Source organism: Nocardia sp. NPDC127606, from assembly GCF_042671725.1.
In the GTDB taxonomy this organism is placed as follows: Bacteria; Actinomycetota; Actinomycetes; order Mycobacteriales; family Mycobacteriaceae; genus Nocardia.
The window spans coordinates 1-25,238 of sequence record NZ_JBHXWQ010000001.1 but is presented as its reverse complement, the minus strand read 5'-3'; the positions used below and the strand labels follow the sequence as shown (position 1 = coordinate 25,238).

The window sequence follows — 25,238 nt, the reverse complement described above, 5'->3', positions numbered from 1 at the left end:
GGCGGGCACGCTCGGGCGACCACGGGAAGTAGGGTGTGCATGAACCACGCTGAGCACGACGAGTCCATCGGGTCGATGCTGGCGAGTATCGCCACGGCGCTGCGCGAAGTCAGCGACAAGCTCGATATCGTCGCCGCGCGGGTCCAGCTCGATGTGCCCACCTTCCCGGCCGACGAGGATCTGCCCGACCACACCCGGATCAGGCGGCTGGAATCCTGGGCATTTCGTGCGTCACAGGACATTTCACGCCTGAGCTCCCGGCTCGACGCCCTCGACAACGACGGTGAGTCCGATTCCGGCCGGCCGGCGCGGGGCACGCGCAGCCGCCGCGAGGTTCGCGAAGCCGCGGAGGCCGCCGAACGCGCGTCCGACGGACTCGACGACCAGCAATCGGCCCCCGAGTCGTTACCGCCGCACCGGGACCGCGATATCGACGGCTCCCGGCCCCCGCTCGAACGCCGCAGCTCTCCTATCCGGCCGACCACCGATCACCTCGGCGACCCCACCGCGCTGGCCGCGACGCCGATCCCGCGCACGGTGCAGGCGGAGGCGGCGGCCGCGCCCCTGGGTCAACCGGCGTCGTTCGACACCGATTCGATCGTCGCGGTCGGCGGCAACGCCGCCGCCGGCGAACCGCCGAGTCGCAGGCCCGCGCCCGCGCGGCTCAGCAGTACCGGCAACGGGTCCGGCGAGCGGGTCTCGAACGGGACGTCGACGAACGGGACCAACGGCACCACGAAGGGCGTGGCCGGCGACATCGCGTCCACCCGAAACGGCACACCGGTGCCCGCGGTGATCGGCACGGTGCTGACGGCACCTGTTGTCGACCACGCGCCGGGAACGAGTGCGTCGACAGCCACGAGGCCCACCGCGACGGTGCTCTCCGAGGATCGCCCGGCCACGTCCGAGGTCGACAACAGCACGCCGTCGTCCGCTACCGGCGGACCACTGCCCGGGAGCGCGGAGGTGAGCGCTGTCGTGCGGGAGAACGGCTCCAACGGGTTCGGGCTCGGTTCCGGTGCGATGAAGCATGTTCCGAGCTCACCGGACGAAGCCCAGTCGGCGCGGCCCGCGCCCGGCGATCCGCTGACGGCGGAAATCAGCCCCGATGCCGTGATCGAGCGGGCTCGCCCGGTGAAGAAGCCGACGGAGAGCTCGGCGACGGGAGACGGCAGACTGCGCGTTCCGTCGCCGGAGGAGCTGTCCCCCAACGGGAATGGTGTCGCACGGCCCGCGCCGACGGAACCCGTCCATGCCGCCGACGACCAGCTGTCGTCGGGATTCACCGGTGCGCGATCCGCGACTCCCCCGAACGGCAAGCCGGTCAACGGATTCGAGTCCCACTCCCCGCTCGCGGGTGAAATCCGCCCGGACACGTCGGTGGATGCACAACCCGTAGGCAACACCGCCAACGGCATCCACTGGTCCTTCACGGATGATCCGGCGCCCACATCGCCGACCCAGGACCGAAACGGGCACGCCCGCAACGGCTTCACCACCGACTCCGCGCGCCGTGCCGAATCCCTCTTCGACGATTTCACCCCGCGCGACCGCATGACCACCGGTGAATCACCCGAGCCACCGGCCGTCTCCGGGCCGCCCCCACGCCTCACCCCACCGGCAGAACTCACCACGCAGCAGAACCAGGTCCCGGTGGATCCGGCGCGCACCCCCGGTTCATCGCACGTCAACGGCGTCGGCGACAGCACCGCCTTCCCGAGCGCCGACCGACCGGCGAACACCGACGCCCTGCCCGACCAGGCGCCGCGCAACAATCACGCGACGCTCACCAACCACGATCGCCCGTCCGCGGACTTCGATCCACCGACTCTCGGCCTGCCGACCGGTCGCGAGGGGTCGATGAGCGGCCCCGATCCCCTCGAACGCCCTGCCTCCGACCCGGTTCCGCCCACCGCCACCGACTCGGCCGGCATCACCGTCACCGGCACCTACCGCGCCTTCGACATCGAACGCGCCCACGTCGACAAGCTGCAGGCCATGCTCGACGAGCTGAAACGCTCGGCCGGTCTCCCGCCGGGCCGCCGCGACGTGTTCGGCCCACCGACCCCGGACGTCGGTTAGGCGTACTTTCGCCTCCGGTCAGGCAGGCGTCGCCAGCGAGACGAGACCCGGGTCGGCCTCCGGCTTCGGAGGCTCTTGCAGGACGGTGCCGATGAGGTCGCGTAGCGCGCGATGACCGGCGTCGGCGGTGTTGCGCGGGTGCCACGCCATGGCGACGACGGGGGCGGGCAGCGGCAGCGGGATCTCGAACATCGCCAAGCCGAGCGCGGTGCGGGCGGCGCGGGACAACAGTTCCGGTGCGGGGCAGATCAATTCGGTCGACGCGAGGGTGAGCAGCGCGGTGGGCAGGTCGGCGACGGTGGCGACCACGCGGCGGGTGCGGCCGTGCAGGGCGAGGCGGTCGTCGATCGGGCCGTGCGTGCGACCGGTGGGCGACACCTCCAGATGCCGTGCCGAGGCGTAGGCGGCGACGGTGGGGCGGTCGACGGCGAACGGGTGGTCGGGCGCGGCGACGCCGACCCAGCGGTCGGTGAACAGGCGCTTGACCACCGTTTCCGGGTCGGTCTGCCCGATCATGCCCACTTCGACGTCGACCCGGCCGTCACGCAACGCCACCGCACCGTCGGCGGCGTCGGCCGCGAGCAGCCGCACCGTCACCCCTGGCAGCTGCGCGTGGACCGCCGCCAGGAGCGGACCGGACAGGCTCGCGCCGACCGAATCACCCACGCGGACAACGAAATCACGATGCCTGCCGGGCCCGTTCCCGTCGCGGGCGGTGAGCAGCGACCGGCCCTGATCGACCAGGCTCGCCACATCGTGGCGTAGTTCGAGGGCCCGCGGCGTGGGCACCATCTGCCTGCCCGAACGAACGAGCAGCGGATCGCCGAGCACCTCGCGCAGCCGGGTGAGAGTGCGACTCATCGCCGAGGTCGAGGTGTGTAGTCGCCTGGCCGCCTCGGTCACGCTGTTGGTGTCGAGCAGCGCGTCGAGAGCGAGCAGCAGGTTCAGATCCAGCGCGTCCACGCGAGGATTATCACCAACGCACCGATCGCAGTCGGCGTTGCCGACGGCGATCCGGCGTGTCGGCTACCGCTCCGCTACGGGCGCCGGTGTGGGCGCCACGGGGGCAGCCACCGCGCGATTGCGCAGCACCCCGCGATAGGACGAGGGCCGCACGGGTCGCACCCACTGCGCCAACCGCGACGTCAACGGCAGCGGCGTGCCGAGATCGTCGAGCATCTCGTCGATATTGGCCAGCGAGAACGGGACCACCGAGGCACCGTGCGCGTGGTTGCCCTCGCTGCGTTCACGCGACCACTCCAGGCGCGCATCGATCTCGTTGTTCATCAGCTCGGCCATCGGCGGCACGAACCGGCCCGTGAGCAGCCCGGCGATCCAGTGCGCGCCCACCTCGGCGCTGAGGGCGCTCACATTCGAGCTGTTGTAGCCGGCGAAGCTCAGGTTGGGGATCTCCACCGGCAGGATGTGGCGGTAGAGCCGGAAATCGCTCACCTCGTCGGTGAGGGCGCGTCGCACGAACGGGGTGAGGAACGGCACCTCCTGCCGGTAACCGGTGGCGCAGAGGACGATCTCGGCCAGTTTCAGGCTGCCGTCGGCCAGACGCACCGCGGGTCCGTGCGGTCCGCCGATCAGTTCGGTGATCTCGGTGTCGCGGTGCACGCTGATCCGGCCCGCCTCGACCTGCTCGGCGAAGCCCTCGGTGGCCAGGCTCGCGCTGCTGGTGCCGATCTCGGAGATCGGGCTCGTCGGTACCAGATCGAGCTCACGCAGCCGCAGCTTGCGCGTCACCCGCTCCTGCAGCAGGTCCATGTTCGACTGGCGCAGCGCGAGACGGTCGAGCAGCCGTTCGACGCGATGCGGGAAGCGAGAGGGGAAGTGCGCCTCCCCCGCGCGGGTCAGCAGCAGACGCTCGTAGTCGGCGCCGAAACCGAGCTTGCGCGGCATCTTCCAGGTGAGTCTGCGCGCCACCACGGTCGTCTCGTCGGCGATGTGGCTGACGGCCTCGGCCACATCACACGCGGACTTGCCGTAGCCGAGTACGACCACCGAACGATCACGTGCCTGCTCGACATCATGGAATTCCGAGACATGGCACAGTCGCCCACCCGCGGCACGGAACGCCGCGGCACCGGTGAGGGCGGGCATCACCGGGTCGCTGTACACACCGTTGGCGACGATCAGGTGATCGCAGGTGGTGCGGTGCACGCCCATGTGGTCGCGGATCTCGAGCAGCCAGCCGCTGTCGACCGGGTCGGCCGCCACCACCTCGGTGCCGAGGCGCAGGTGCGGGCCGAGGCCGAACTCCTGCACGTATCCGGCCAGGTAGGCCTGCATCTGCTGGCCGTCCGGCCAACGGGGGAAATCCTCGGGCATCGGGTGATCGCTGAACGCGTACGTGGATTTGCTGTTCTGCGCGCGAAGTCCCGGATACCGGCGGGTGGCACTCCACACACCGCCGACGTCGGGGGCCCGGTCGAAGACTTCGACCGGGAACCCCGCCTGACTCAATACCTTCGCGCAGGCCAAACCCGCCACTCCCGCACCGACGATCCCGATGCGGCTACCGCTCGTCATGCGCAGGAGACTACTCGGACCAGTAGGTGAGGTGCCACCGCGCTGGACAGCCCACAGTCTGTGCGACAGTGCCCGACCCAGCCGTCGCGCCGCCGCGCTGTCGCGATCCACAGTCGCGCCGCGGCCGGGGTGACCCGTGCTGTACTGGAAGGATGACCAACAGTTCCGTCGTCGTCGACCGAGCCGGACTCTGGGACGCCGAGGCGCTCAGCGATGTGGCGGCCGCGACATTTCCGCTCGCCTGCCCGCCCGAGGCCACTGCGAGCGATATCGAGATCTTCCTCGAGCAGATGCTGTCGGGCGAACGCTTCGGCGAATACCTGTCCGACCCGACCAGGACCGTGCTCAAGGCTGTCGAGGGGGACGAGATCGTCGGCTACGCCATGCTCATCGCGGGCAGGCCGAGCGACCCCGACGTCGCCGCGCAGGTGAGCGCGGGCGAGGTGGTCGAACTGAGCAAGATGTACGTCCTGCCCGGACACCACGGCAGCGGCGTCGCCGCGGCGCTGATGGAAGCCGTGGTCGACACCGCGCGCGACTCGGAAGCCGAGACGGTGTGGCTAGGGGTCAACCAGGCCAACGAGCGCGCGCAGAAGTTCTACGCCAAGCACGGTTTTCGGCAGGTGGGCACCAAGACGTTCATGGTCGGCAACCAGCTGCACTCCGATTTCGTCTTCGAACGCGCGCTCTGACCGGCTGAGGAGTCAGGCGGCCGCGGCCTCGAAGCGCGAGAGCGCGAGCAGACGTGAGATCGCGCGCAGGTACTTCTTGCGGTAGCCGCCGTCGAGCATCTCCTTCGAGAAGATCTCGTCGAGCTTGACGCCCGACACCGTCACCGGGATGCTCGCGTCGTAGAGGCGGTCGGCCAGCACGACCACGCGCAACGCGACGGCCTGATCGGTCACGGTGTGCACGTCGGAGATGAACACCGAGGCCACGCCCTGGATCAGCGCGCCGAACTTGGACGGGTGCAATGTGCTCAGATGCTTGAGCAGCACGTCGAATTCGTCGAGGGTGGAGCCCGGGGTCGTCGCGGCACGCTCGACGAGCAGCTCGTTCGAGGTGGGTTCCGGGGCGGGCGGCAGGTCGCGGTGCCGGTAGTCGGGCCCGTCGACGCGGACCGGATCGAAGATCGAGCCGAGCTTCTTGATCTCGCGCAGGAAGTCCGATGCCGCGAAACGACCCTCGCCCAGCTGGCCGGGCAGCGTGTTGGATGTCGCCACGATGGAGACGCCACGGGCCGACAGCTCGGTGAGCAGCCGCGAGACCAGCATCGTGTCGCCCGGATCGTCGAGTTCGAACTCGTCGATGCACAGCACGCTGTTGGCCGAGAGCCGCTCGACGGCGTTGTTGAAGCCCAGCGCGCCGACCAGGTTGGTGACCTCGCCGAAGGTGCCGAAGGACTTGGGCGCCGGGGAGCTGTGGAAGATCGAGGCGAGCAGGTGGGTCTTGCCGACACCGAAGCCGCCGTCGAGATACAGGCCCGCGCCCGAGACTGCCTTCTTCTTGCCGAAGAGGCTCTTCTTCGAGGCGGCCTTGTGGATTTTCGCCACCTGACCTGCGAATTGCTCGGCCTTGGCGACCGCGGCCGCTTGGCTCGGTTCGTTGGGGTCGGGGATGTAGGAGGCGAAGCTGACCTCGTCGAACATGGGCGGGGGCACCATCTGCGCGACGAGTTGGTCGGCCGGGACCTCCGGATGGCGATCGACAAGGCGTTCTTGCATGGACAAATCGTACGGACGTGGTTGCATCGATCCCTATGCAGCGTATCCACAATGTGACCCAGCTCGCAGACCTCGACGCCGACGCACTGGCCAGGTGCTATGCCTATCCACGGCATCTGGACGGTCCGTGGGTGCGGGCGAACTTCGTCAGCAGCATCGACGGCGCCTTCACCATCGACGGTGTTTCCGAAGGGTTGGGCACCGAGGCGGACAAGACGGTGTTCACGGTCCTGCGTGAACTGGCCGATGTGATCGTGATCGGCGCGGGCACCCTGCGCGCGGAGAACTACGGCGGCGCGCACCCCGACCCGCAACGGCGCATCGCGCACCATCGGCACGGGATCGGTGGTCACCCCGACGGCACCCCGCCACCGATCGCGGTGGTCACCGCGACCGCCAAGCTCGATCCGGGGTCGAAGTTCTTCACCGACGCCGAGGTGGCGCCGCTGATCATCACCACCAGCCACGCGGACCCGAAGCAGGTCAGCGCGCTCGAGGACGCGGGCGCGCAGGTGGTCGTCGCCGGCGAGGCCGCGATCATGCCCGCCGCGCTGGTCCGGGTGCTGGCCGAGCGCGGTCTGCACCGGGTGCTGTGTGAAGGCGGACCGCATCTTTTCGGGCAGCTGGCCGAGGCGGGCCTGGTCGACGAGCTCTGCCTGACCACCGCCCCGATGCTGGTCGGGGGCGCGGGCGGGCGAATCTCGCTGTCGGCAAGCACTTTCGACCTGCCGATGGCGCGCAAGCAGCTGGTGCTCGCCGAGGACGGCACCGTCCTGGCCCGGTGGGCCCGTCGATGAAACCTGGCGCCGAACCTGGCAGTGTGTAGCGCATGCGTTGGACTCGGGCCGCGGCAACGGCCGCGACACTGTCGATCATGCTCGCGGGCTGTGGGGCCGGACCGTCGGATCGGCCCGTCGTCGCCGTCGAGCGCCCTGGGGCAGGCGGCGTCCAGACCGAAGCGCCCGCACCGCAGGACCTGGCCAAGGCCGAGGTGCCCAAAACCGATCTGGCCTGGCGTGATTGCACCGCGGCCACGCTGAGCTCGCTCGACTTCGGCCCCGCGCCGGCGGGCCTGGTCCTCGACTGCGCCGAGTTCTCGACCCCGATCGATACCGCGGGCACCGTGCTCGGCACGTTCCGTGCCGGCGCCCTGCGTGCCCGCCTGCCGCAGACGCCCACCGACGCGGCCCCGCTGGTGCTCACCTCCGGTTCGGACCGTTCGTCGGCCTCGACGCTGGCCGGTCTGGCGATCGGACCCAACAGCGCGTTGCTGGCGGCGCAGCCGATCGTCGCGGTGGATCGACGTGGCATCGGTGCCTCCCAGCCCATCGACTGCATTCCGGCGCAGCTGCGCGCGGTGATGACCGACCTCGGCCAGACCGGGGTGGGCAACGCCGATCAGGTCGGCGCCGTCGCGGGCTTCAGCCAGGACGCCACCATCGCCTGCCGCGATTTCCTGCAGCCCTACGAGGGCACCTTCGACGCGCCGCACGCCGCCGACGACATCGAACAGCTGCGCAAGCAATGGCAGGTCGAGAAGATCAACGTGCTCGGCGCGGGCAACGGCGCCAAGGTGGCCCTGAGCTACGCCCGCCGCTACGGCGACCACCTGGCCCGCCTCGTGCTCGACGCCCCCGAACCCGTCGGCGCGGATGCCACCACCATGGCCGAGGCGCGTGTCACCGGCGCCGAAGCGGCGCTCACCGCGTTCGCGCAGCGCTGCAAGGCCGCCAACTGCGCGCTCGGGGCCGATCCGCGGGCGGCGATCGCGGCGTTGATGGACAAGGCGAACAGCGGCCGGCTCGGCGAGATCTCGGCCGCCGACCTGTCGACCGCGCTCATCGGTTTCCTGTCCAGTCCCCGCGGTGACCAGGCGAACCGGGTCACCGCCATGGCCGACATCCTGGCCGCCGCCGATCGTGGCGACCGCGGACCGCTGTCGGCCACGGTCGTGCGCGAAGCCGCCGCGATCACCTCCGACGGCGAGTTCGTCAACCGGTGCACCGACAGCCAGCAGCCCCCGACCGCGGACAAGGCCCGTGAACTCAGCGAGACGTGGGCGAGCAAATATCCGGTATTCGGGCGCAATGCCGCCATCGGGCTGATGGTCTGCTCGGCCTGGCCGGTCTCCACCGCGGCGCCGCTGCCGACGAAACTCGACTTGCCGGTGCTGGTGTTCGCCGGTGCCGCCGATCCGATCGTCGGCGGGGCCGCCGCCTCGGTGACCGGCGCGCTCGGCTCGGCGGGCGCCCGGCACGCCACGATGACCTGGCAGGGCTGGGGCCATCCGGTCGTCACGCACTCCGGGTGCGCGCAGAAGGCCGTCAACGACTACCTCGCCGAGGGGAAACTGCCCGCCGACGGCGGTGCCTGCCCGGCCTGATCCGGTCGGGGCAACCACCCGGTTCCGGCGCGTCATACGGGTGCGGCGACACCATCGCAACCCGATTCGGTGTACCGTGCCCCAGTGTTGTTCCGACAGCTCGAGCCCCGTACCGCTCGCACCTCCGCCGAGGTGATCAAGTTCGCACTCTGGCCCTTCGCGGTCATGATGGTGCTGAACCGCGTCTTCATCAAGGCGATCAACGGTTTCGTCACCGACGACTACCGGCCTGTGTACAACGCCTCGTTCGAGTTCCTGAACGGCAGGCCGCTGTACACCGCCGACTTCTCGTCGGTCGACCCGCACTATCTCTACTATCCGAGCGGAACGCTGCTGATCGCGCCGGTCGCGATCATCGACTACGAGCTGTCGCGCTGGCTGTTCATCGGGCTCAACGCTGTCGCGATTCTGCTCGCCTGGTATCTGCTGCTCCGCCTGTTCAAGTTCGGTCTGGGCTCCATCGCCGCGCCCGCGCTGTTGCTGGCGATGTTCGCTTCCGAGACGGTGACCAATACGTTGGTCTTCACCAACGTCAACGGCTGCCTGCTGCTGGCCGAGTTACTGTTCATCACGCTGCTGCTGGCGCGTAAGGACCTCTGGGCCGGTGTGGCGCTCGGTTTGAGCATCGCGGTGAAACCGACGCTCGCGCCGTTGCTACTGGTAGCCGCCGTTCGCGGCCAGTGGAAGGTGTTCATCACCGCGCTCGGTGTGCCGTTGGTACTCACCGCGATCGCCTGGCCGCTGTCGGCGGACCCCGAGAAGTTCTTCACGCACGTGATGCCGTATCTGGCTGAGACCCGCGACTACTTCAACAGTTCGGTCGGTGGCAACGGGCTCTACTACGGATTGCCGGAATGGCTGATCCTGCTGGTCAAGGTCCTGATGGCCGGCGTGGTCGCGGTATCTCTGTGGCTGCTGTGGCGCTACTACCGCCACGACGAACTGTTCTTCGTCACCACGTTCTCCGGTGTGTTGCTCACCGCATGGTTCCTGCTGCCCTCGCTGGGCCAGATGTACTACTCGATGATGGTGTTCCCGTTCCTGATGACCGTGGTGCTGCGCAATTCCGTGCTGCGTAACTGGCCCGCGTGGCTGGCGATCTTCGGGTTCATGACCTACGACAAGTGGCTCTCCGACCGCTGGCAGGGCGTCGGCCGCAATCTCGAATACCTGCGGGTGACCTTCGGCTGGGGCCTGCTGCTCATCGTCGTGTTCTGCGTGCTCGGCGACCGGTATCTGGCGGCACGTCGCGAGGGCAGGCTGCAGTTCGGGATCGACCCGACGTGGATCGAGAGTGCGCCCGATTCGCGGGACGGTACCGATGAGCCCGCGCCCCTCGCGCCGGTCGAGGAAACCCCGCCGCCCCGAGAGGATCCGGTGGCCCCGGTCGAGGATCGAGAGCCCGCGCTCAAGTAGTTATCGGCCGGTGACGCACCGCTCACGGCGCGCACCGGCCGAAACCATTAGCGTGGAGCCATGAGTTCCGATACTTCGTTGCCCACGCCGCGCATCCAGCTGACGCCGCAGCAATGGCGGGCGAAACTGGACCCCGAGGAATACGCGGTCCTGCGCGAGGCCGCCACCGAGCGCCCGTTCATCGGCGAATACACCGACACCAAGACCGAGGGCGTCTACACCTGTCGCGCCTGCGATGCCGAACTGTTCCGCAGCACAGAGAAGTTCGACTCGCACTGCGGGTGGCCGTCGTTCTTCGATCCCGCCGATTCCGACGCGGTGATCCTCAAGCCCGACGACACCCTGGGGATGCGCCGGGTCGAGGTGGTCTGCGCGAACTGCCACAGCCACCTCGGGCACGTCTTCGAAGGCGAGGGCTACCCGACGCCCACCGACCAGCGGTACTGCATCAACTCGATCTCGTTGCGCCTGAAGCCCGCCGCCGATTAACGGTCACACGAGTCCGCGCACGTCCCACACCCACACGCCGTCCACCTGCTCGGCCGGTACGCCGAGCAGGTCATCCACGGTGCGCCGCAGGGCATCATCGCTCTGTGACGGCGGCAGCACCACCACATCGGCGCCCCAGTACCGCAGGTCCGCGATGGCCTGCTCGCGCCGAGCTCGGTCGATGACCGGAACCGTATTGGTCTTGCGGACCAGCATGAGCAGAACGGCGGTGGACCGGGGGTCGGCGCCATAACCGGCCCCGTGGTCCGCGCCGACCGGGCCGACGAAGTAGCCGCCGACGAGCGGGAAGGCGAAGTCGGCGTCGATCTGCCACCGCAGCGCGATGGCATCTCCCGAGGTGGGCGGCGGAACGATCACCACCGAGCCGTCCGAGACGTACTGCCGCACAGTGCCGTCGGCGAAGAACGCGGGCGTCTGGGGGCGTTCGGTGACGGGCAGCACCGTCGGCGCGATGGGCAGCAGCGCGACGGCCAGGGCGCAGAACCAGGCAATGGGTCGCCGCCTCGTGGCAGCGGTGCGCAGCGATTCGATTGCCCGCTGGGTGCCGAGGACCAGGACTATCGCGATGGCCGGAATGGCTATCATGGCCAACCGCGATTCGATCATCCCGTTCAGCGGCGAGATCCATCCGAAGGCCAGCCAGGGCATCGGAATCATGGAATATTCGCCCTCGCGGAAGCGCACGACGCCGTCGAAGGACATCACGATGCCCATCGACAGCGTCGTGAACACCACCCCGACGATCACGGCGGCCCGCACAATGCGCTCACGCCGCAGGTAGAACACGGCCACGGCGACGAGCAGCAGTAGCGGCCAACCGAAGTAGGTGTTGTCCTCGGTCGGATTGATGCTCACATCGGGGCCGAACGAGAACATGCTGCCCGCCGATTCCGGCGAGAACTGCACCAGCGACAGAATGTCGTTGCCGACCCGGCCGATCCCGACGAATCGATACGACTGCGGTCCGGCGAACTGCCACCACAGCCCGAAACCGGTGAGCATCAGCGTGATCAGCGCCGCGAGCAGTATCGACGGGGCCGCCGCGCGCGCCGTGAGCGTGATGGCGCGCGGGGTGCGCAAGTAGGCGAGGGCGAAGACCGCGAAGCCGAGCGCGAAGATCAGCAGCGGCTCCTCACCCAGCGTGAGCTGCAGCGCGACCAGCAGTCCGAGCACGACGGCGGCGCGTGGCTGCCAGACCGGTCGCGCCCCGACGGTGTTCTCCGCATGCCGCGCCATTTTGATGACCTGCACAGCGATGAGCGGAAGCAACACGAGAAAGACGAAATTCGCGTGCCCATTGGTGTGCGCAATCATCGCGGGAGCGAAGCCGCAGAACAATCCGCCGATGGCTGCGGCGAATTTCGAGCTCACCAGCTCGCGCGAGAATGCCCAGTACCAGGCGAATGCTGTGCTGAACAGGCCGAATGTCAGCGCCGACACGAAGGTGACGGTGGGCCCGAACTGCAGGGTGATCGGCGTGAACGGTACCCCCCAGCCGTACATGAGGGTATTGGCCATCATGTTGATGCCGTCGGGATAGTTCTGCAACTGGGTGCTGAACGGACTGTCCAGGTGGGTCAGGTTTCGCGCGGTGATGGCGTAGAACCACTCGTACAGCGTCTGGTCCTGATCACTCTTGCTCAGGTAGCCACTGCTCGGGTTCGACCACAGCCCGGCGAGGACGAAGACCGCGAGCGACAGGTAGCAACCGGCGACGATCAGGTCGGTGCGCGCCGAGCGCAGCCACTGCGCCGGAGTTCGCCGCGACTCGACCGTTTCCGGTGCGGTTCGATCGGTCACTGCTATGTCGGATCGACCCTCTTCGGTTCGATCCGTTCCCCACCCTGATACCACGCGCGAATCTCTCTCACCCTCATAGCCACAATCGGCCCGCTCACGATACTCGAGTGCGAAACCGCGGCGATACCAGGCCGAGAAGAAAGGCCCTCTCCACGAGAGGGCCTTCGGTGTTCGCGCCGCTTACGGCAGTGCGGTGAGCAACTGTTCGACCTCGACGCGAGGACCGGTGAAGAACGGCACCTCTTCGCGCACGTGCAACCGCGCCTCGGTGGCGCGCAGGTCACGCATCAGATCGACGATCCGGTGCAGTTCAGGGGCCTCGAAGGCGAGGATCCACTCGTAGTCGCCCAACGCCATCGAACTCACGGTGTTGGCCCGCACGTCCGGGTATCCGCGCGCGGCCTTGCCGTGATCGGCGAGCATCTTGCGCCGCTCCTCGTCGGGGAGCAGGTACCACTCGTAGGACCGCACGAACGGGTAGACGCAGATGTAGTTTCCCGCGTCCTCGCCTGCCAGGAACGCCGGAATGTGGCTCTTGTTGAACTCCGCGGGCCGGTGCACGGCCACGTTGCTCCAGACCGGAGCGCTCGCGCGGCCGAGTTCGGTCGTGCGGCGGAAATCCGCGTAGGCGGCTTGCAGGTCCTCGATCCGTTCGGCATGGGTCCACAGCATGAAATCGGCGTCGGCCCGCAGCCCCGCCACGTCGTAGATCCCGCGCAGCACCACACCCTTGTCGGCGAGTCCGTCGAAGAACTCCTGCGCTTCCTTGATCGCCCCGGCCCGGTCCTCACCGAGCACGCCCGGCTGAACCTGGAACACCGAGAACATCAGGTAGCGAATGGTGGAGTTGAGAGCCTGGTAGTCGAGTCGCGCCATGGATCTATGGTGCCACTGCGGCGTTTTCGCCCGCCGCTGGGGCTCAGTCCCCCACCGGCCTGCTCGCCCGCCACGGCGACGACTCGTCGGTGCCGAACACCGAGGTCACCGTCGTCGCCTCACCGTCGTGGAGTTCGACCGGCCCGAGATCGGGATCGAGGATCAGGCTTCGCGCGTTGCGCTGCTCACCGGCAATGGTCACAGCGGGCGATCATGCAGTACCGCTATCGCCGATGCCCGCTGACACGCCGCTGGTCAGCCGGAGAAGCTGTCAAGTCCGGTGAGCTCACTGGACAGAGTCCAGAGACGGGCGGCGGCAGCGGAGTCGACGGCCCACGGCTTCACCCCGCCGACGAGCATGTCGTCGTCGGTGGCGACTTCGGCGACATCGCAATCCTGGCAATAGGCACCGCCGTACCCCGCGAGCGGTGCGGCGGTGGCCGCCCAGACTGCGGTCGCCGCCCCCTGCGCCGGGGTTTTGAAGCCCTCGGCCTGACTACCGTCACTGCCGATCCAGCCCTGCGCGAGCTGTTCGGCACGGGCGATATGGCGTTGCAGTGGCGTGAGGATGCTGCCCGGGTGCACGGAGTACGCGTTGATCCCCGCCCCCGCCCCGATCGCGTCGAGGTGCGTGGCGAACAGCGCGTTGGCGGTTTTGGACTGACCGTAGGCTCTCCAGGGGTCGTAGTCGCGGCTGAAATGCAGGTCGTTCCAGCGGATATCGGACAGGAAGTGGCCCGACGATGCCACCGCAACCACCCGAGCCCCGCTCCGAGCCAGCGCCGGACGCAAGCGGTTGACCAGTGCGAAGTGCCCGAGATGATTGATCGCGAAGTGCGCTTCCCAGCCCGGCCCGACATGCCGGCGCGGGTAGGCCATGACCCCGGCGTTCGCGATGATGACGTCGAGGGTCCGGCCGGTATCGAGAAAGCGTTCACTGAACACCCGCACACTGTCGAGGTCGGCCAAGTCGAGTTCGGCCACCTCCGCGTTATCGATGTCGCACAGCGCTTTTCGCGCCGCTTCGACCCGGCGGGCAGGCACGACCACCTGCGCACCGGCACGCGCCAACGCCACGGTGGCCTCCTTGCCGAGACCTGAGTAACCACCGGTGACGAGGACCGTCTTCCCTGTCAGGTCGACGCCGTCGACGACCTCGTCGACCGTGCTGCGCGCTCCGAACCCGCTACCGATTCTGTGCTGCTCTGTGATCGCCATGCGCTGACGGTAAAATCTAGAGTGCGATCTAGGTCAAGCTGTGAGGACGCACGAGATGAACGGATTGTCCATCGGTGACGTCGGGCGAGCCACCGGCCTCGGGGTGCACGCCTTGCGCTACTTCGAACGAGAAGAACTTCTGCTGCGCCCGATCCCCCGGTCGGCCGGTGGACAGCGCGTCTACGCGCAGGCCGACGTCGAATGGCTCCTGCTCTGTAACCGCCTCCGCGAGTCCGGGATGCCCATCGCGACCTTGCGGACCTTCGCGGGGCTCGTGCGCTCAGGGCCGGGAAACGAGCGAGAAAGACTGGCCTTGCTCGAGGCTCACGAACAGTCTGTTCGCGACCGGCTGGCCGAACTGACGGCCGATCTCGACGTCATCCACCACAAGGTCGTCACGTATCGCAAGCACGTCGACGAGGGAACCGCGGTCGGAATCTGGTCCCCCGAGCCACCGACCTGACGACAGGTTTCAGGCCTTCGCGCCGAGTACCGCCAGATCGTCGATCCCGCGGTAGTGAATGCCGGTCATGCCGAGCGACTGCGCCGCGGTCACGTTCTCGGGCCGGTCGTCGATGAACACACACCGGTCCGGCGCGACACCGGCCGCTTCGGCGGCGATCTCGTAGATGCGCAGGTTGTCCATCGCAGTGGTGACCGAGGCAGCGGCACCCGCGTGCGGACCTCTGCCAGCAGGTCGTGGTCGAACTGACGGAGCACGCCGTCCAGATCACAGAGCACCGCATCGAATTTCTGCATCGTCCCAGTCTGCCTGTGCCACTGGGTGACTCCCCGAGCACATCCAGCTGACGCGCCTCGGGATCAGCTCTGCGTGCTCGCGATGTACGCGGTAGCCACGCGTTCCGCGGCGGCGGTTCCCGAGGCAACGCAGGCGGGGACACCGACGCCGTGGAGGTAGGCGCCCGCTACCGCGATGCCGTCGAGGGGGGCGACAGCCGATTCGAGAGCCGCGATCCGCTCGGTATGGCCGGGGGCGTACTGCGGAAGGCCGCCGGGCCAGCGTTGGACGACCGCTTCGATCGGAGCGATCGGGATGCCGGTGACGGTGGACAGGTCGGCGACAGCCGCTGCGATGAGGTCGTCGTCGGTCCAGGACAGCGGCTTGTCGTCGCCGAGGCGGCCGAAGGAGGCGCGGACCAGCGCGACGTCACGCTCGGCCAGATGGGGCCATTTGCGGCTGGACAGAGTGAACGCCTTGGCGCGCAAGGGTTCTCCGGTGGCGACGAGGATGCCGGAGTTGTCCGGCAGTGCGGTGTCGCGTGGCAGGGCCATCGCGACCAGCGCCGACGAGGACAGTTCGATGCCCGCGGCGGCTCGGGCGGCCTCGGGCGCCACGTAGTGCAGCAGGCGGGCGGCCACCGGGGCGGGCGTCGCGATGACGACAGCCTCGACGGCTCCGATCGGGTCGATCACCCAGCCATGGGGTCCGCGGGCGATGCGGGTCGCGGCCGTGGTCGTGACGAAACGGGCGCCCGAAGCCTCGGTCAGGGCGGCCAGCAGGGCGCCGTAGCCGTCGCGCAGCCCACCGAATACCGGCTCCGAGCTGGGCGCGGGCATCGCCGCACGGACGGCCTCCGTGAGGCTCGACGCCCCGTCGTCGAGGGCTTCGGCCAGGGTGGGTAGCGCGGCGCGGACACCGATGGAAGCACTGATCCCCGCATACACCCCGCCCAGCAACGGATCGACGCTCCGCTCGACGACCTGTCTGCCGAAACGGTCACCCACCAGGGTCTGCACGTCGACGTCAGAGCCTGGCTCCCAGTCCAGCGGACGCTGCGCCTCGGTGGCAACGCGTTCCAGCGTCGCGTCGTCGACCAGCCCCCGCAGCGACTCGGCATCGGACGGAATTCCCATCAGGGTGCGCCCCGGCAGCGGATGCGCCGACCCCTGCGCCCAGATCAGCGGCCGCTTCCCTGCCGGTCGCACCAACTGGTCGGCCAGGCCGAGTTCGCTCATCAACTCGATCACCTCGGGCATGCGCCCCACGAACGCCTCGGCGCCGAGATCGACTGGCTCCCCGGCTAATTCGCGGGTGTGCAGCACCCCGCCGACCCGTCCACTCTGCTCGAGCACGACGATATCGACGCTGTCCCCCAGCCGCTGCCGCAACCGATAGGCCGCGACGAGCCCGCTGATTCCGCCACCGACGACCGCGATCCTCATGCCACGACCGTAGCGGGGCGTGTTTACAGCGAGTGCACCAACTCGACCAGCGCTGTCAGCACGCCGGGATCGGTGTCGGGCAGCACGCCGTGGCCGAGATTGAAGATGTGTCCGGTGGCACCGAGTGTGATCGCCTCGTCGGCTTCGCGCAGGATCCGTCGCGTCTCGGCCTCGACCGCGTCGAAACCGGCGAACAGGATCGCGGGATCCAGGTTGCCCTGCAAGCCTTTTCCGGCACCGACCCGACGCACCGCGTCGGTGAGCGGCACCCGCCAGTCGACACCGACCACGTCGGCACCGGCCTCACCCATGGCACCCAGCAGTTCGCCCGTGCCGACGCCGAAGTGGATACGCGGCACCCCGGCCGAAGCCACCTCGGCGAACACCCGCTCCGAGTGCGGCAGCACGTACTCGCGGTAATCGGCCAGCGAGAGCGCGCCTGCCCACGAATCGAACAGCTGCACCGCGTCGACCCCGGCCGACAACTGGGCCTGCAGGAACGCAATGGTGATATCGGTGAGGGCGCCGAGCAGGGCGTGCCAGGTCTTCGGGTCGGCGTGCATCATCGCCTTGGTGCGCTCGTGCTGCTTGCTCGGCCCACCTTCCACCAGGTAGGAGGCGAGGGTGAACGGAGCGCCCGCGAAACCGATGAGTGGGGTGTCGCCGAGCGCGCCGGTAAGCAGTCGCACGCCCTCGGTGACCGCGCCGACCTCTTCGGGACGCAGCCGCGGCAGCGCGCGCACGTCGGCTTCGGTGCGCACCGGCGAGGCGATGACCGGGCCGACACCGGGCACGATGTCGAGGTCGATCCCCGCGGCCTTGAGCGGAACGACGATGTCGGAGAACAGGATTGCCGCGTCGACGCCGTGGCGGCGGATCGGCTGCATGGTGATCTCACACACCAGCTCCGGGTCGAAGCACGACTCGAGCATGCCGATGCCCTTGCGCAGTTCCCGGTACTCCGGCAGCGACCGGCCGGCCTGACGCATGAACCACACCGGGCGCCTGCTGGGCGTCGCGCCGGTGGCGGCGGCCAGGAAGGGGGCATCGGTCAACCGGCGGCGGGTGTAAGTGCTCATCGCCGTTCATCCTAAGCGTCGCGCCCGCGGAAACCTCACGCCCAGGCGGGTGTGGGACCGACCACACGGTCGACAGGTCGACCAGCCGATACCCGCCAACCCCGTTCGCGTCGCACATCGCGCATCGCACAGACGCCGAGAATGCACCCTACGCAACGCGACCCGCGCGCAACGCGCACGGCGGCGCGCCTCCGACGGCGCCGGGCACCCACGGTCTACCGTTCCTCCTCGTGACACCGCTCGACATCCGCGACGGCGCCGCACCGACCGGGGGAACGCCCCGCGAGCCTGCTTCTTTTCGGGCGGCGGTCGATGCGATGGGCACCGCAACAGTGCACCCCCGAATCGAGCTGGCGCCTATCCGTCCCCCGCAACGGTTGGCGCCGTTCTCCTACGCGCTCGGAGCGGAGGTCACCCATCCCGACAGTCCGGTGGTGCCCATCGACTCCGAGGGCGACGCGTTCGGCAGGCTGATCCTGCTCCACGACCCCGACGGCGACGAGGCCTGGAACGGTGTGTTCCGGCTCGTCGCCTACATCCAGGCCGACATCGACGCCGCACTGGCCGCCGACCCCCTCTTACCCGAGGTGGCGTGGAGCTGGCTGGTCGACTCCCTCGAATCGCGCGGTGAACCGTTCACCGCCCTCGGCGGCACGGTCACCGCGACCAGTTCGGTCCGCTACGGCGATATCGCGGGCCCACCCCGCGCGCACCAGCTCGAACTGCGCGCGTCATGGACGGCCACCACCACCGAGATGCGACGACACGTCGAGGCGTTCTGCGAAGTGCTGGCCTTCGCCGCCGGGTTACCACCCGCGGGGGTCACTCATTTACGACCGGAGTCCTATACCCGCACCGATCGCCCTTGATCGCCACGTAGAGTTCACGTTTATGTCGGTCGCCGAGGAACCCACCGCAGCAGAGCCCCTGCTCGTCCCTGCCGAGGGGGTTCCACCTGTGCTGGCGACCGCCGACGAGGTCGCCGCGGCCGCCAAAACTCTCGCCGCGGGCACCGGCCCCCTGGCCGTCGACGCCGAACGCGCGTCCGGTTTCCGCTATTCGGCACGGGCGTACCTGATCCAGCTCCGCCGTGAGGGCGCGGGCTCGTTCCTCATCGACCCGATTCCCGTCACCGACGCGTTGACCCCGCTGGCCGAGGCGATCAACGACCTCGAATGGGTCCTGCACTCCGCCGACCAGGACCTGCCCGGCCTCGCCGAACTGGGTTTGCGCCCCGCCCGCCTGTTCGACACCGAACTCGGCGGCCGCATCGCCGGCTACGAACGCGTCGGCCTGGCCGCCATGGTCGAAAACCTCCTCGGCCGCTCCCTGCGCAAGGGCCACGGCGCCGCCGACTGGTCGAGCCGCCCGCTGCCCGACGAATGGCTCAACTACGCCGCCCTCGACGTCGAACTGCTCCTCGAACTCCGCGACACCGTCGCCGCCGACCTCACCGACCAGGGCAAACTCGGCTGGGCCGCCGAGGAATTCGAGCACGTCCGCACCATGGACCCACCCACCCCGAAAGCCGACCGCTGGCGCCGGACCTCCGGCATCCACACCCTGCGCCGCACCCGCCAACTGGCGATCGTGCGCGAACTGTGGACCACCCGCGACGAACTCGCCCGCGCCCGCGACGTCGCCCCCGCCCGCATCCTGCCCGACTCGGCCATCGTCACCGCCGCCACCAGCGAACCCCGCTCGATCGCCCAACTGCGCACTCTCCCGGTCTTCGGCGGCCCCCGCCAACGCCGCTACTCCCGCGACTGGCTGGCCGCCGTCGAACGAGGCCGCACACTCCCCGACAAACAACTCCCCCCACTCACCCTCCCCTTCGACGGCCCACCCCCGGTCAACCGCTGGGAACGCCGCGACCCCATCGCCGCCGCCCGCCTCACCACCGCCCGCGGCGCCATGGGCGAGCTCTCCACCGAACACTCCATCCCGGTAGAGAACCTCCTCTCCCCCGACCTGGTCCGCCGTCTCTGCTGGGACGGACTCCCCGACTACAAGAACGTCGGCACCCCTGAGGAATTGTCCGCGAAGATCGAGGCCTTCCTCCTCGCCGGCGGTGCGCGCCCATGGCAACGCACCCTCGCGGTCCCCGCGCTCACCAGCGCACTGACTCCGGCATCCGACTAGCCCGGCACTGGCCGAGGGTGGTCGGCAAGCGGGCATCACCGCCGCGCTGCTTGCCAGGGGTATGCGCGCACACGGTGTGGTCCATCTCGCCTTTAGAGCAAGCCCCCTCGAACATGAATCGGTCTGCACACCGAACAGATTCGGCATTACGCTCGAATCACACCTGATGTTCCACCGTGGTCCATCCGACGAAGCGGTCCATAACGTCCATGACAGCGTCTTCGGCCTTATCGCAATCGGCCTCCCGCAGCGCAAGGTGCAGGCGGACAAGGTGTGCGAACACCGCTTCACGATCGATGCCGTCTGCCAGCAGATTGGCGACTGCTGTCGACAGCGCCGCAACCGGATTCGCCTCAGCGAGAGCTGCGGCCAATAAGCCTCGGTCCGTACGCATATGATCAAACCTCACATATTCACGTTCGTGTGGGTCGCAAGATTGATCTCCCAAACGTAGTCCGGCGAGAATCCCCACCTCTTCCTTCGCTGCGACCGCCACCGCGAGGTTCGGTCGCGGTGGCAACATCTCGACACCGGAGGCGGCGGAATTCGCGACAGTGCGCTCGAGATCCGTCAACCGCCTCAATCTATAACTCAACGGTTTCATCAATCATTTGATTTCACATGTTTGACGTCAAGGGATGTTCGCCACACTTCAAATGAATCCATCTCCTTCTCCAACATATTCAATACCTTGCGATTCTCTTCGACGGCGCTGACGCCGTGGTCGTGCAGAGATTTTGCGCCATCGTAGATAGCGCAAAGAAACTCTGACAACGGAGTGGAATCAATCACCATCTTCCCGTGTCGGGTAGCTACACGATCCTTCTGTAGTGAAAACTCGACCACAAACATGGAACCAAATCCTTCGAACCTCCCATTGCCTTTTCCGTGACTGGCCATTAAGCGAGCCTCGGAGAGGAGAGCAGCAGCGGAGGGATACACCATCATACGTTGATCAGGGTGCTCGAGACCACGAGTGGTAACCGATCCTGAGTTACCCAGTACTTCCAAGTCGCCTAGCGAATATCCATCCTCTGAAGGGTCGTCGCGGACAGTGAAAATGAACTCGACCATTGCTTCACTTCCCAAGTATTGGAGACATCCGCGCCGTGCCCACGTCGCGCACCTACAGTTTATCGAGGTGAACCAGAGCATCACAGACTGCGGCGCGAAGTTGATCCTCGGTGATATCCCCGTCTTCCCGATCCGATGGATCGATCGGGTAATCTTCGAGCGCAAAGAAGACTCGATCCAGCAGGAATTCGAAAGGCGGTCGCACCCGCTCCTTTGCTTCCAGAGATCTACTCCGTGCGGCGTACCAGCTGCGCGCAAACTCTGCACCACCAATTTCACAGCAGGCAAGCCTTCTCATCAGTGCCAATTGCTCGCCGATGCCCGAATTCGGTGACACATCCCGGGGGCGCTGCCAAGTGCGCTTGGAAAAATTGAATTCACCATTTCCAGCTACCATAGAAAACCCTTCTGAACGATACCCTCGAATTGCTGGTCTCCCAGCTTCCAAGCCGACCAGAACTTGCCGTCAGATCGCAACATTACCATCTTGTTCGTATTGGGGTCGATGAATCCGATGGCTGTTCCTTGGTTTCTGTAATTGAATCGGTAAATCTTCGTATCCGGGGCCGTCATGTGTTGCTTCATCGCTTCGACAAACGCCGCCTTATTGGCATTGTTCTTGTTGCCGGTGAGGCCAAAAACTGAAGCATGCGCGTCATACTTCTTATCCAGAACCTTTTGACTACTGAAGTCCGCACGGTCTGCCCACGCACGCTTTGCGCAACCAACCGGCGCCAGCCCGAGCGGGTCGCACCAAGAAATTGGATTACTGGGGTAAGAATTTGGGTTTTCAGCGGGTGGCAACCCCAGTGGATCCTGAGTCAGGAATCTGCCGACTTCTGGATCATAGAACCGGTGCAGATTGTAGTGGAGGCCGGATTCGGGATCGTATTGTTGGCCTTGGAATCGGTGGGGTGTGTCGGGACCTGCCCAGGTGGTCTGGCCCCAGAGAGCAGTGTTGGCTGTTGAGGTAATTTTGCCGGTGGTGGGGTCGGCGAGGTGGGTCGGGCTGCCTTCGAGGTTGGTGACTATTGCCCAGAATCGGTCGTCGACGGATTGAGCGAGAGGGATGTGGGTTGTTGGGTGGTTGGTCCATGTGTGGGTTCGGGTACCGGCATGGTTGGTGGTCGACTGTTCGGTGAGATGGACTCCATCCCAGGTGAATTCAGTGAGAGTGTTGCTGGTGTCGTTTCGTTTGCTGGTTCGGCGACCGAACGGGTCGTAGGTGTAGGACCAGGTGTTCTTGTCCGGGGTGGTGACTTCGATCAGTTGGTCGAAGGCGTTGTACCGGTAGTGCCAGATGGCGGGTTTACGGGAGATCCGGGTCTTCTCTTTGCGGGTGAGGCGACCGGCGGTGTCATAGTGGTAGCGGGTGGCTCCGGCACGGACGAGGAGGTTGTTGCGGTACTCGAAGCGCTGGCCGGGAGGGGGTTCAGGTGTGTTCTGGTTGGTTGCGATGGGATCGGATGGTGCCGGTGATGCGGGGATCTCGGCGGTAGTGAGGTTCGACAGGGCGTCGTAGGTGTACTGCTCGGTGGCACCGGGGCTCGGGGTTGCGATGTGGGTGATGCGGCCGATCGCATCGAGGGTGTAGTCGCGGCGCCGGTTTGCGGTGGGTGTCGTGGTGGTGTGGCTCGTGACGTACCCATCCGGACGCCAGGTGTAATCGTCGCGTTCGAGCAGTTGGATGGGCGCACTGGTGTGCGGATCGAGCTGCACGAGTTCGCGGCTGAGGGTGTATCCACCAGCGCTATAGGTATTGTGCTGTCCGATACCAGCACTGTGCCAACTGTTTTCGCGTCCGATGCGGTCGTGGGTGAAGTCGAATCGGTGCCCGTTGGTAGTGAGGGTGGCGACCAGTCCAGTCGAGGTGTGTTCGTAGGTGGTCGACGCCTCACTCGGCGTTGTGTACCCGGTGCGACGACCGTGACGGTCGTAGTCGTAGGTGGTGGCGCGCCCGTCGACGCGCTGGGTCAGTATCCGCCCGGCTGGCGAGTGGACAAAGTTGACCGAATGAATCGGGTCGTCGTGCACGCCATTTCTAGCGGTGATGAGCAGCCCGGTTGGAGTGTAGGTGTTGACAACCCATTCGCCCGTGTCTGTGCTGACGCCGATGAATCGGCCGAGAATATCGTAGGTGAGGCGACGTTGGACGCCGGTCGGCGTCGTGATGGTGGTGGGCCGGTTGAGCAGGTCGTGCTCGGTGTGGGTGACCGATCCGTTGTAGTCGGTTTCGGTGCAGACGTTGCCGGTCGGGTCGTATTCGTAGGTCCAGGTGTCCCCGAGGGGGTTGGTAACCGAGGTGAGACGGCGCTCTGTGTCGTGGGTGTAGGCGGTCACGGTGCCATCGGCGGATTCGCGCGTGCTGACCACATCGAAAGTGCCGTAGGTGTAGCGGGTGATGGCACCGATCTGGTTGGTGTGGGCCAGTAGGTTCGCTTCGCCGTCATATGTCCACGACTGGGTGCTGCCGTCGGCATCGGTGCGCGAGAGCAGCTTTCCCTCGGCCGAGTAGTGGTTGGTGCTGGTGTTGCCGAGAGGGTCGGTGATGGTCACGGGTCGGCCGAACGTGTCACGTTCGACGATGGTGACCGCGTTGTTGGGCTCGATGATCCGGATAGGTAGGCCGGCGGCATCGACGTCGATGCTGGTGGTGGCGCCTGTTGAGAGACTGATCGTGGCCGGCGCACCACCTCGATGGTGGGTGTAGGCCGTGGTGACTCCGTCCGCATCCGTGACGCTGGTGAGGTCGCCATGGTCGTCGTAGGTGCGGGTGGTGGTCGTGCCATCGACATCGGTGATCGTGGCGGGGCAGTGGGGCGCGGCGTAGCTGATAGTGATGGTTGCCTGGTCGGGGCGTCGGAGTAGGACCAGGTCACCGTCGGGGTTGTAGAGGTAGACCGTGGTGTTGGCGTAGGCGTCGACGTGGCGGACCGGTTGGCGGTACTCGTTGTAGTCGGTCATCGATGTCGCGCCGCGTGGGTCGATCAGGTTGCGCAGGCAGAGGTCTTCGTCGAACTCGAAGGTGGTGGTGGCGCCGAGGGAGTTCGTGTGATGAGTGCGCGAGCGGCGGAAGTCAGGAATCGCCTCATACGTGAAAGTCGCGGACAGGATGCCGTCGGTGCCGACCTGTTTGATGACCCGCCCGGATCGGTCGTAGGTGTTGTGCATTTCTGTGCCGCGGGAGTCGCGCCACGACAGCATCCGGTGTTCGTTGTCGTAGCGGAAAGTCGTGGTCGCGCCGACACCATTGGTGACAGAGGCGAGATCACCTGCCGTGTAGCCGAACTCGCGAACCGTGGTTTCCAGCGGCTCGCCGGTGGGGGTGGTACCGAGCACTGTCAAGGCGGTGACGCGGTCGTCGGCGGTGTCGATCCGGACGCGATACCCACCGGAGTGAGTCACTTCGACCGGATGGCCGGTGTTGCTGTAGTGGAAAGTAATTCGGTTGTGGTGGCGGTCGGTGATCTGGGTGATCGGATAGTTGCCGAGCGGGTTTTCCGACCCGGCTGACGCGGCGTTGGGCTGGAAGCTCCAGGTGAGTTCGCGTTCTGGGTCGTGGACTGAGTATCCGCCTGATTCGGTGCGGGTCATGGTTGCGCGGATGCCCTGGTGGACCGGATGAACGGGAACGTCGGGGGCGGTGTGGGGGAACTGCCACAGCTCACCGTCGGGTCCGACGAAGCGGACTCCGACCTGGTCGACTTCGACGCGCATGTCCAGTGTCGCGGCCCAGGAAGGCCCGAACCATCGGCCGAAGCGATACGACGAGCGGTGCCGGCGGGTGAGGACCAGTGCCAGGACGCCGGGGAGTTCGATATCGGTTGCGGGGAGCAGGAATTCGCCGGTCGCGACGTCGACCGGGTCACCGCAGTCGGTGGTTTGTTTCGCGGTCTTGTTGAGGTCGGGTTTCTGCGAATCGGTCTGGTCGGGAAGCTTGCTGGTATCGCTCGGAGTGTTCGCGGGTTTCGTGCTACCCGGGGTGTCGGAACTGTCGGTTGTCTTGGACGGTGTATCAGGTGTGCCGGCCGGATTCGTGGGCGTGTCAGGCTGTTTGGTAGTCGCCGGGGTTGTCGAGGTGTCGGTGTTCTTCGTCGCCGCAGGACTCGTGGTGGTGTCAGCGTTCTTCGAGGTCTTGGACGGGGTCTTCTTGAACGCTTTCGCGATATCACCGAACGCCGACTTCAACTGCTTGAGCAACGGCTTCAGCTTCGA

General features: G+C 67.0%; 24 protein-coding genes. 10 read left to right on the top strand and 14 right to left on the bottom strand.

Features of this window, described 5'->3' with window-relative positions; all coding sequences use genetic code 11:
- Positions 1–39 precede the first annotated feature (39 nt).
- Entirely contained in the window at positions 40–2,082 is a 2,043-nt protein-coding gene (locus ACFVJ5_RS00120; protein WP_379217561.1) for a hypothetical protein, read from the top strand.
- 18 nt (positions 2,083–2,100) lie between these two features.
- Here ACFVJ5_RS00120 and ACFVJ5_RS00115 read toward each other — a convergent pair whose 3' ends face one another.
- Positions 2,101–3,045, bottom strand: coding sequence for a LysR family transcriptional regulator (locus ACFVJ5_RS00115; protein WP_379217559.1), 945 nt, complete (start codon positions 3,043–3,045; stop codon positions 2,101–2,103).
- Positions 3,046–3,108: 63 nt separating this feature from the next.
- The gene (locus tag ACFVJ5_RS00110) at positions 3,109–4,617 is read right to left on the bottom strand and encodes a flavin-containing monooxygenase (protein WP_379217557.1); all 1,509 of its coding nucleotides are present in this window, start codon (positions 4,615–4,617) and stop codon (positions 3,109–3,111) included.
- 152 nt (positions 4,618–4,769) lie between these two features.
- Between ACFVJ5_RS00110 and ACFVJ5_RS00105 the strand changes: the two genes are divergently transcribed.
- A complete protein-coding gene (locus ACFVJ5_RS00105) occupies positions 4,770–5,309 on the top strand; it encodes a GNAT family N-acetyltransferase (RefSeq protein ID WP_379217555.1) in 540 nt (179 codons plus the stop codon).
- Between the two features lie 12 nt (positions 5,310–5,321).
- Here the strand turns inward: ACFVJ5_RS00105 and zapE are convergent, their stop codons facing one another.
- Positions 5,322–6,341 carry a cell division protein ZapE gene (zapE, locus tag ACFVJ5_RS00100; protein ID WP_379217554.1) on the bottom strand — a complete coding sequence of 340 codons (1,020 nt, stop codon included), beginning with the start codon at positions 6,339–6,341 and terminating at the stop codon, positions 5,322–5,324.
- 35 nt (positions 6,342–6,376) lie between these two features.
- On the opposite strand from zapE, the gene ACFVJ5_RS00095 reads away from it, so the two are divergent.
- The 4 genes from ACFVJ5_RS00095 (at position 6,377) to msrB (ending at position 10,629) form a co-directional block, all read left to right on the top strand.
- Positions 6,377–7,138, top strand: coding sequence for a pyrimidine reductase family protein (locus ACFVJ5_RS00095; protein ID WP_379217552.1), 762 nt, complete (start codon positions 6,377–6,379; stop codon positions 7,136–7,138).
- A gap of 32 nt (positions 7,139–7,170) precedes the next feature.
- Entirely contained in the window at positions 7,171–8,724 is a 1,554-nt protein-coding gene (locus ACFVJ5_RS00090) for an alpha/beta hydrolase (protein ID WP_379217551.1), read from the top strand.
- A gap of 84 nt (positions 8,725–8,808) precedes the next feature.
- The gene (locus ACFVJ5_RS00085) at positions 8,809–10,140 is read left to right on the top strand and encodes a glycosyltransferase family 87 protein (protein WP_379217549.1); all 1,332 of its coding nucleotides are present in this window, start codon (positions 8,809–8,811) and stop codon (positions 10,138–10,140) included.
- A 60-nt stretch (positions 10,141–10,200) separates the two neighbouring features.
- A complete protein-coding gene (gene msrB / locus ACFVJ5_RS00080) occupies positions 10,201–10,629 on the top strand; it encodes a peptide-methionine (R)-S-oxide reductase MsrB (RefSeq protein WP_379217547.1) in 429 nt (142 codons plus the stop codon).
- 3 nt (positions 10,630–10,632) lie between these two features.
- Here msrB and ACFVJ5_RS00075 read toward each other — a convergent pair whose 3' ends face one another.
- The 4 genes from ACFVJ5_RS00075 to ACFVJ5_RS00060 form a co-directional block, all read right to left on the bottom strand.
- Positions 10,633–12,450, bottom strand: a complete 1,818-nt coding sequence (locus tag ACFVJ5_RS00075) for a glycosyl transferase (protein WP_379217545.1) — start codon at positions 12,448–12,450, stop codon at positions 10,633–10,635.
- A gap of 180 nt (positions 12,451–12,630) precedes the next feature.
- The gene (hemQ, locus tag ACFVJ5_RS00070; RefSeq protein WP_379217543.1) at positions 12,631–13,326 is read right to left on the bottom strand and encodes a hydrogen peroxide-dependent heme synthase; all 696 of its coding nucleotides are present in this window, start codon (positions 13,324–13,326) and stop codon (positions 12,631–12,633) included.
- Between the two features lie 43 nt (positions 13,327–13,369).
- Positions 13,370–13,528, bottom strand: a complete 159-nt coding sequence (locus ACFVJ5_RS00065; RefSeq protein WP_379217542.1) for a hypothetical protein — start codon at positions 13,526–13,528, stop codon at positions 13,370–13,372.
- A gap of 53 nt (positions 13,529–13,581) precedes the next feature.
- On the bottom strand, positions 13,582–14,544 hold the full coding sequence (locus ACFVJ5_RS00060) for an oxidoreductase (RefSeq protein WP_379217540.1): 963 nt from the start codon (positions 14,542–14,544) through the stop codon (positions 13,582–13,584).
- Between the two features lie 55 nt (positions 14,545–14,599).
- Here ACFVJ5_RS00060 and ACFVJ5_RS00055 point away from each other — a divergent pair, with 55 nt between their 5' ends.
- Complete coding sequence (locus tag ACFVJ5_RS00055; protein WP_379217538.1) at positions 14,600–15,007, top strand: MerR family transcriptional regulator; 408 nt, start codon at positions 14,600–14,602, stop codon at positions 15,005–15,007.
- A 9-nt stretch (positions 15,008–15,016) separates the two neighbouring features.
- Here the strand turns inward: ACFVJ5_RS00055 and ACFVJ5_RS00050 are convergent, their stop codons facing one another.
- The 3 genes from ACFVJ5_RS00050 to hemE form a co-directional block, all read right to left on the bottom strand.
- On the bottom strand, positions 15,017–15,190 hold the full coding sequence (locus ACFVJ5_RS00050) for an HAD-IA family hydrolase (protein WP_379217536.1): 174 nt from the start codon (positions 15,188–15,190) through the stop codon (positions 15,017–15,019).
- 176 nt (positions 15,191–15,366) lie between these two features.
- On the bottom strand, positions 15,367–16,728 hold the full coding sequence (locus tag ACFVJ5_RS00045) for a protoporphyrinogen oxidase (RefSeq protein ID WP_379217535.1): 1,362 nt from the start codon (positions 16,726–16,728) through the stop codon (positions 15,367–15,369).
- A gap of 23 nt (positions 16,729–16,751) precedes the next feature.
- On the bottom strand, positions 16,752–17,807 hold the full coding sequence (gene hemE / locus ACFVJ5_RS00040) for a uroporphyrinogen decarboxylase (protein ID WP_379217533.1): 1,056 nt from the start codon (positions 17,805–17,807) through the stop codon (positions 16,752–16,754).
- Positions 17,808–18,124: 317 nt separating this feature from the next.
- Between hemE and ACFVJ5_RS00035 the strand changes: the two genes are divergently transcribed.
- Together ACFVJ5_RS00035 and ACFVJ5_RS00030 are read left to right on the top strand one after the other, a co-directional pair.
- Positions 18,125–18,676 carry a DUF3000 domain-containing protein gene (locus ACFVJ5_RS00035; protein ID WP_379219732.1) on the top strand — a complete coding sequence of 184 codons (552 nt, stop codon included), beginning with the start codon at positions 18,125–18,127 and terminating at the stop codon, positions 18,674–18,676.
- 22 nt (positions 18,677–18,698) lie between these two features.
- Positions 18,699–19,949 carry an HRDC domain-containing protein gene (locus ACFVJ5_RS00030; RefSeq protein ID WP_379217531.1) on the top strand — a complete coding sequence of 417 codons (1,251 nt, stop codon included), beginning with the start codon at positions 18,699–18,701 and terminating at the stop codon, positions 19,947–19,949.
- Positions 19,950–20,106: 157 nt separating this feature from the next.
- Here the strand turns inward: ACFVJ5_RS00030 and ACFVJ5_RS00025 are convergent, their stop codons facing one another.
- Genes ACFVJ5_RS00025 through ACFVJ5_RS00010 form a run of 4 tightly spaced genes read right to left on the bottom strand, consistent with a single transcriptional unit; the run spans position 20,107 to position 24,842 of the window.
- Entirely contained in the window at positions 20,107–20,523 is a 417-nt protein-coding gene (locus ACFVJ5_RS00025; RefSeq protein WP_379217529.1) for a hypothetical protein, read from the bottom strand.
- A gap of 29 nt (positions 20,524–20,552) precedes the next feature.
- Positions 20,553–21,023, bottom strand: a complete 471-nt coding sequence (locus tag ACFVJ5_RS00020; protein WP_379217527.1) for a hypothetical protein — start codon at positions 21,021–21,023, stop codon at positions 20,553–20,555.
- 52 nt (positions 21,024–21,075) lie between these two features.
- Positions 21,076–21,420: a hypothetical protein gene (locus ACFVJ5_RS00015; protein WP_379217525.1), complete on the bottom strand. Its 345-nt coding sequence runs from the start codon at positions 21,418–21,420 to the stop codon at positions 21,076–21,078.
- Positions 21,414–24,842: an RHS repeat-associated core domain-containing protein gene (locus ACFVJ5_RS00010; RefSeq protein WP_379219731.1), complete on the bottom strand. Its 3,429-nt coding sequence runs from the start codon at positions 24,840–24,842 to the stop codon at positions 21,414–21,416. The genes ACFVJ5_RS00015 and ACFVJ5_RS00010 overlap by 7 nt, the downstream gene beginning before the upstream one ends.
- Here ACFVJ5_RS00010 and ACFVJ5_RS00005 point away from each other — a divergent pair.
- The coding region (locus ACFVJ5_RS00005; RefSeq protein ID WP_379219815.1) for a hypothetical protein at positions 24,808–25,238 on the top strand (431 nt) is incomplete at its 3' end. The genes ACFVJ5_RS00010 and ACFVJ5_RS00005 overlap by 35 nt on opposite strands.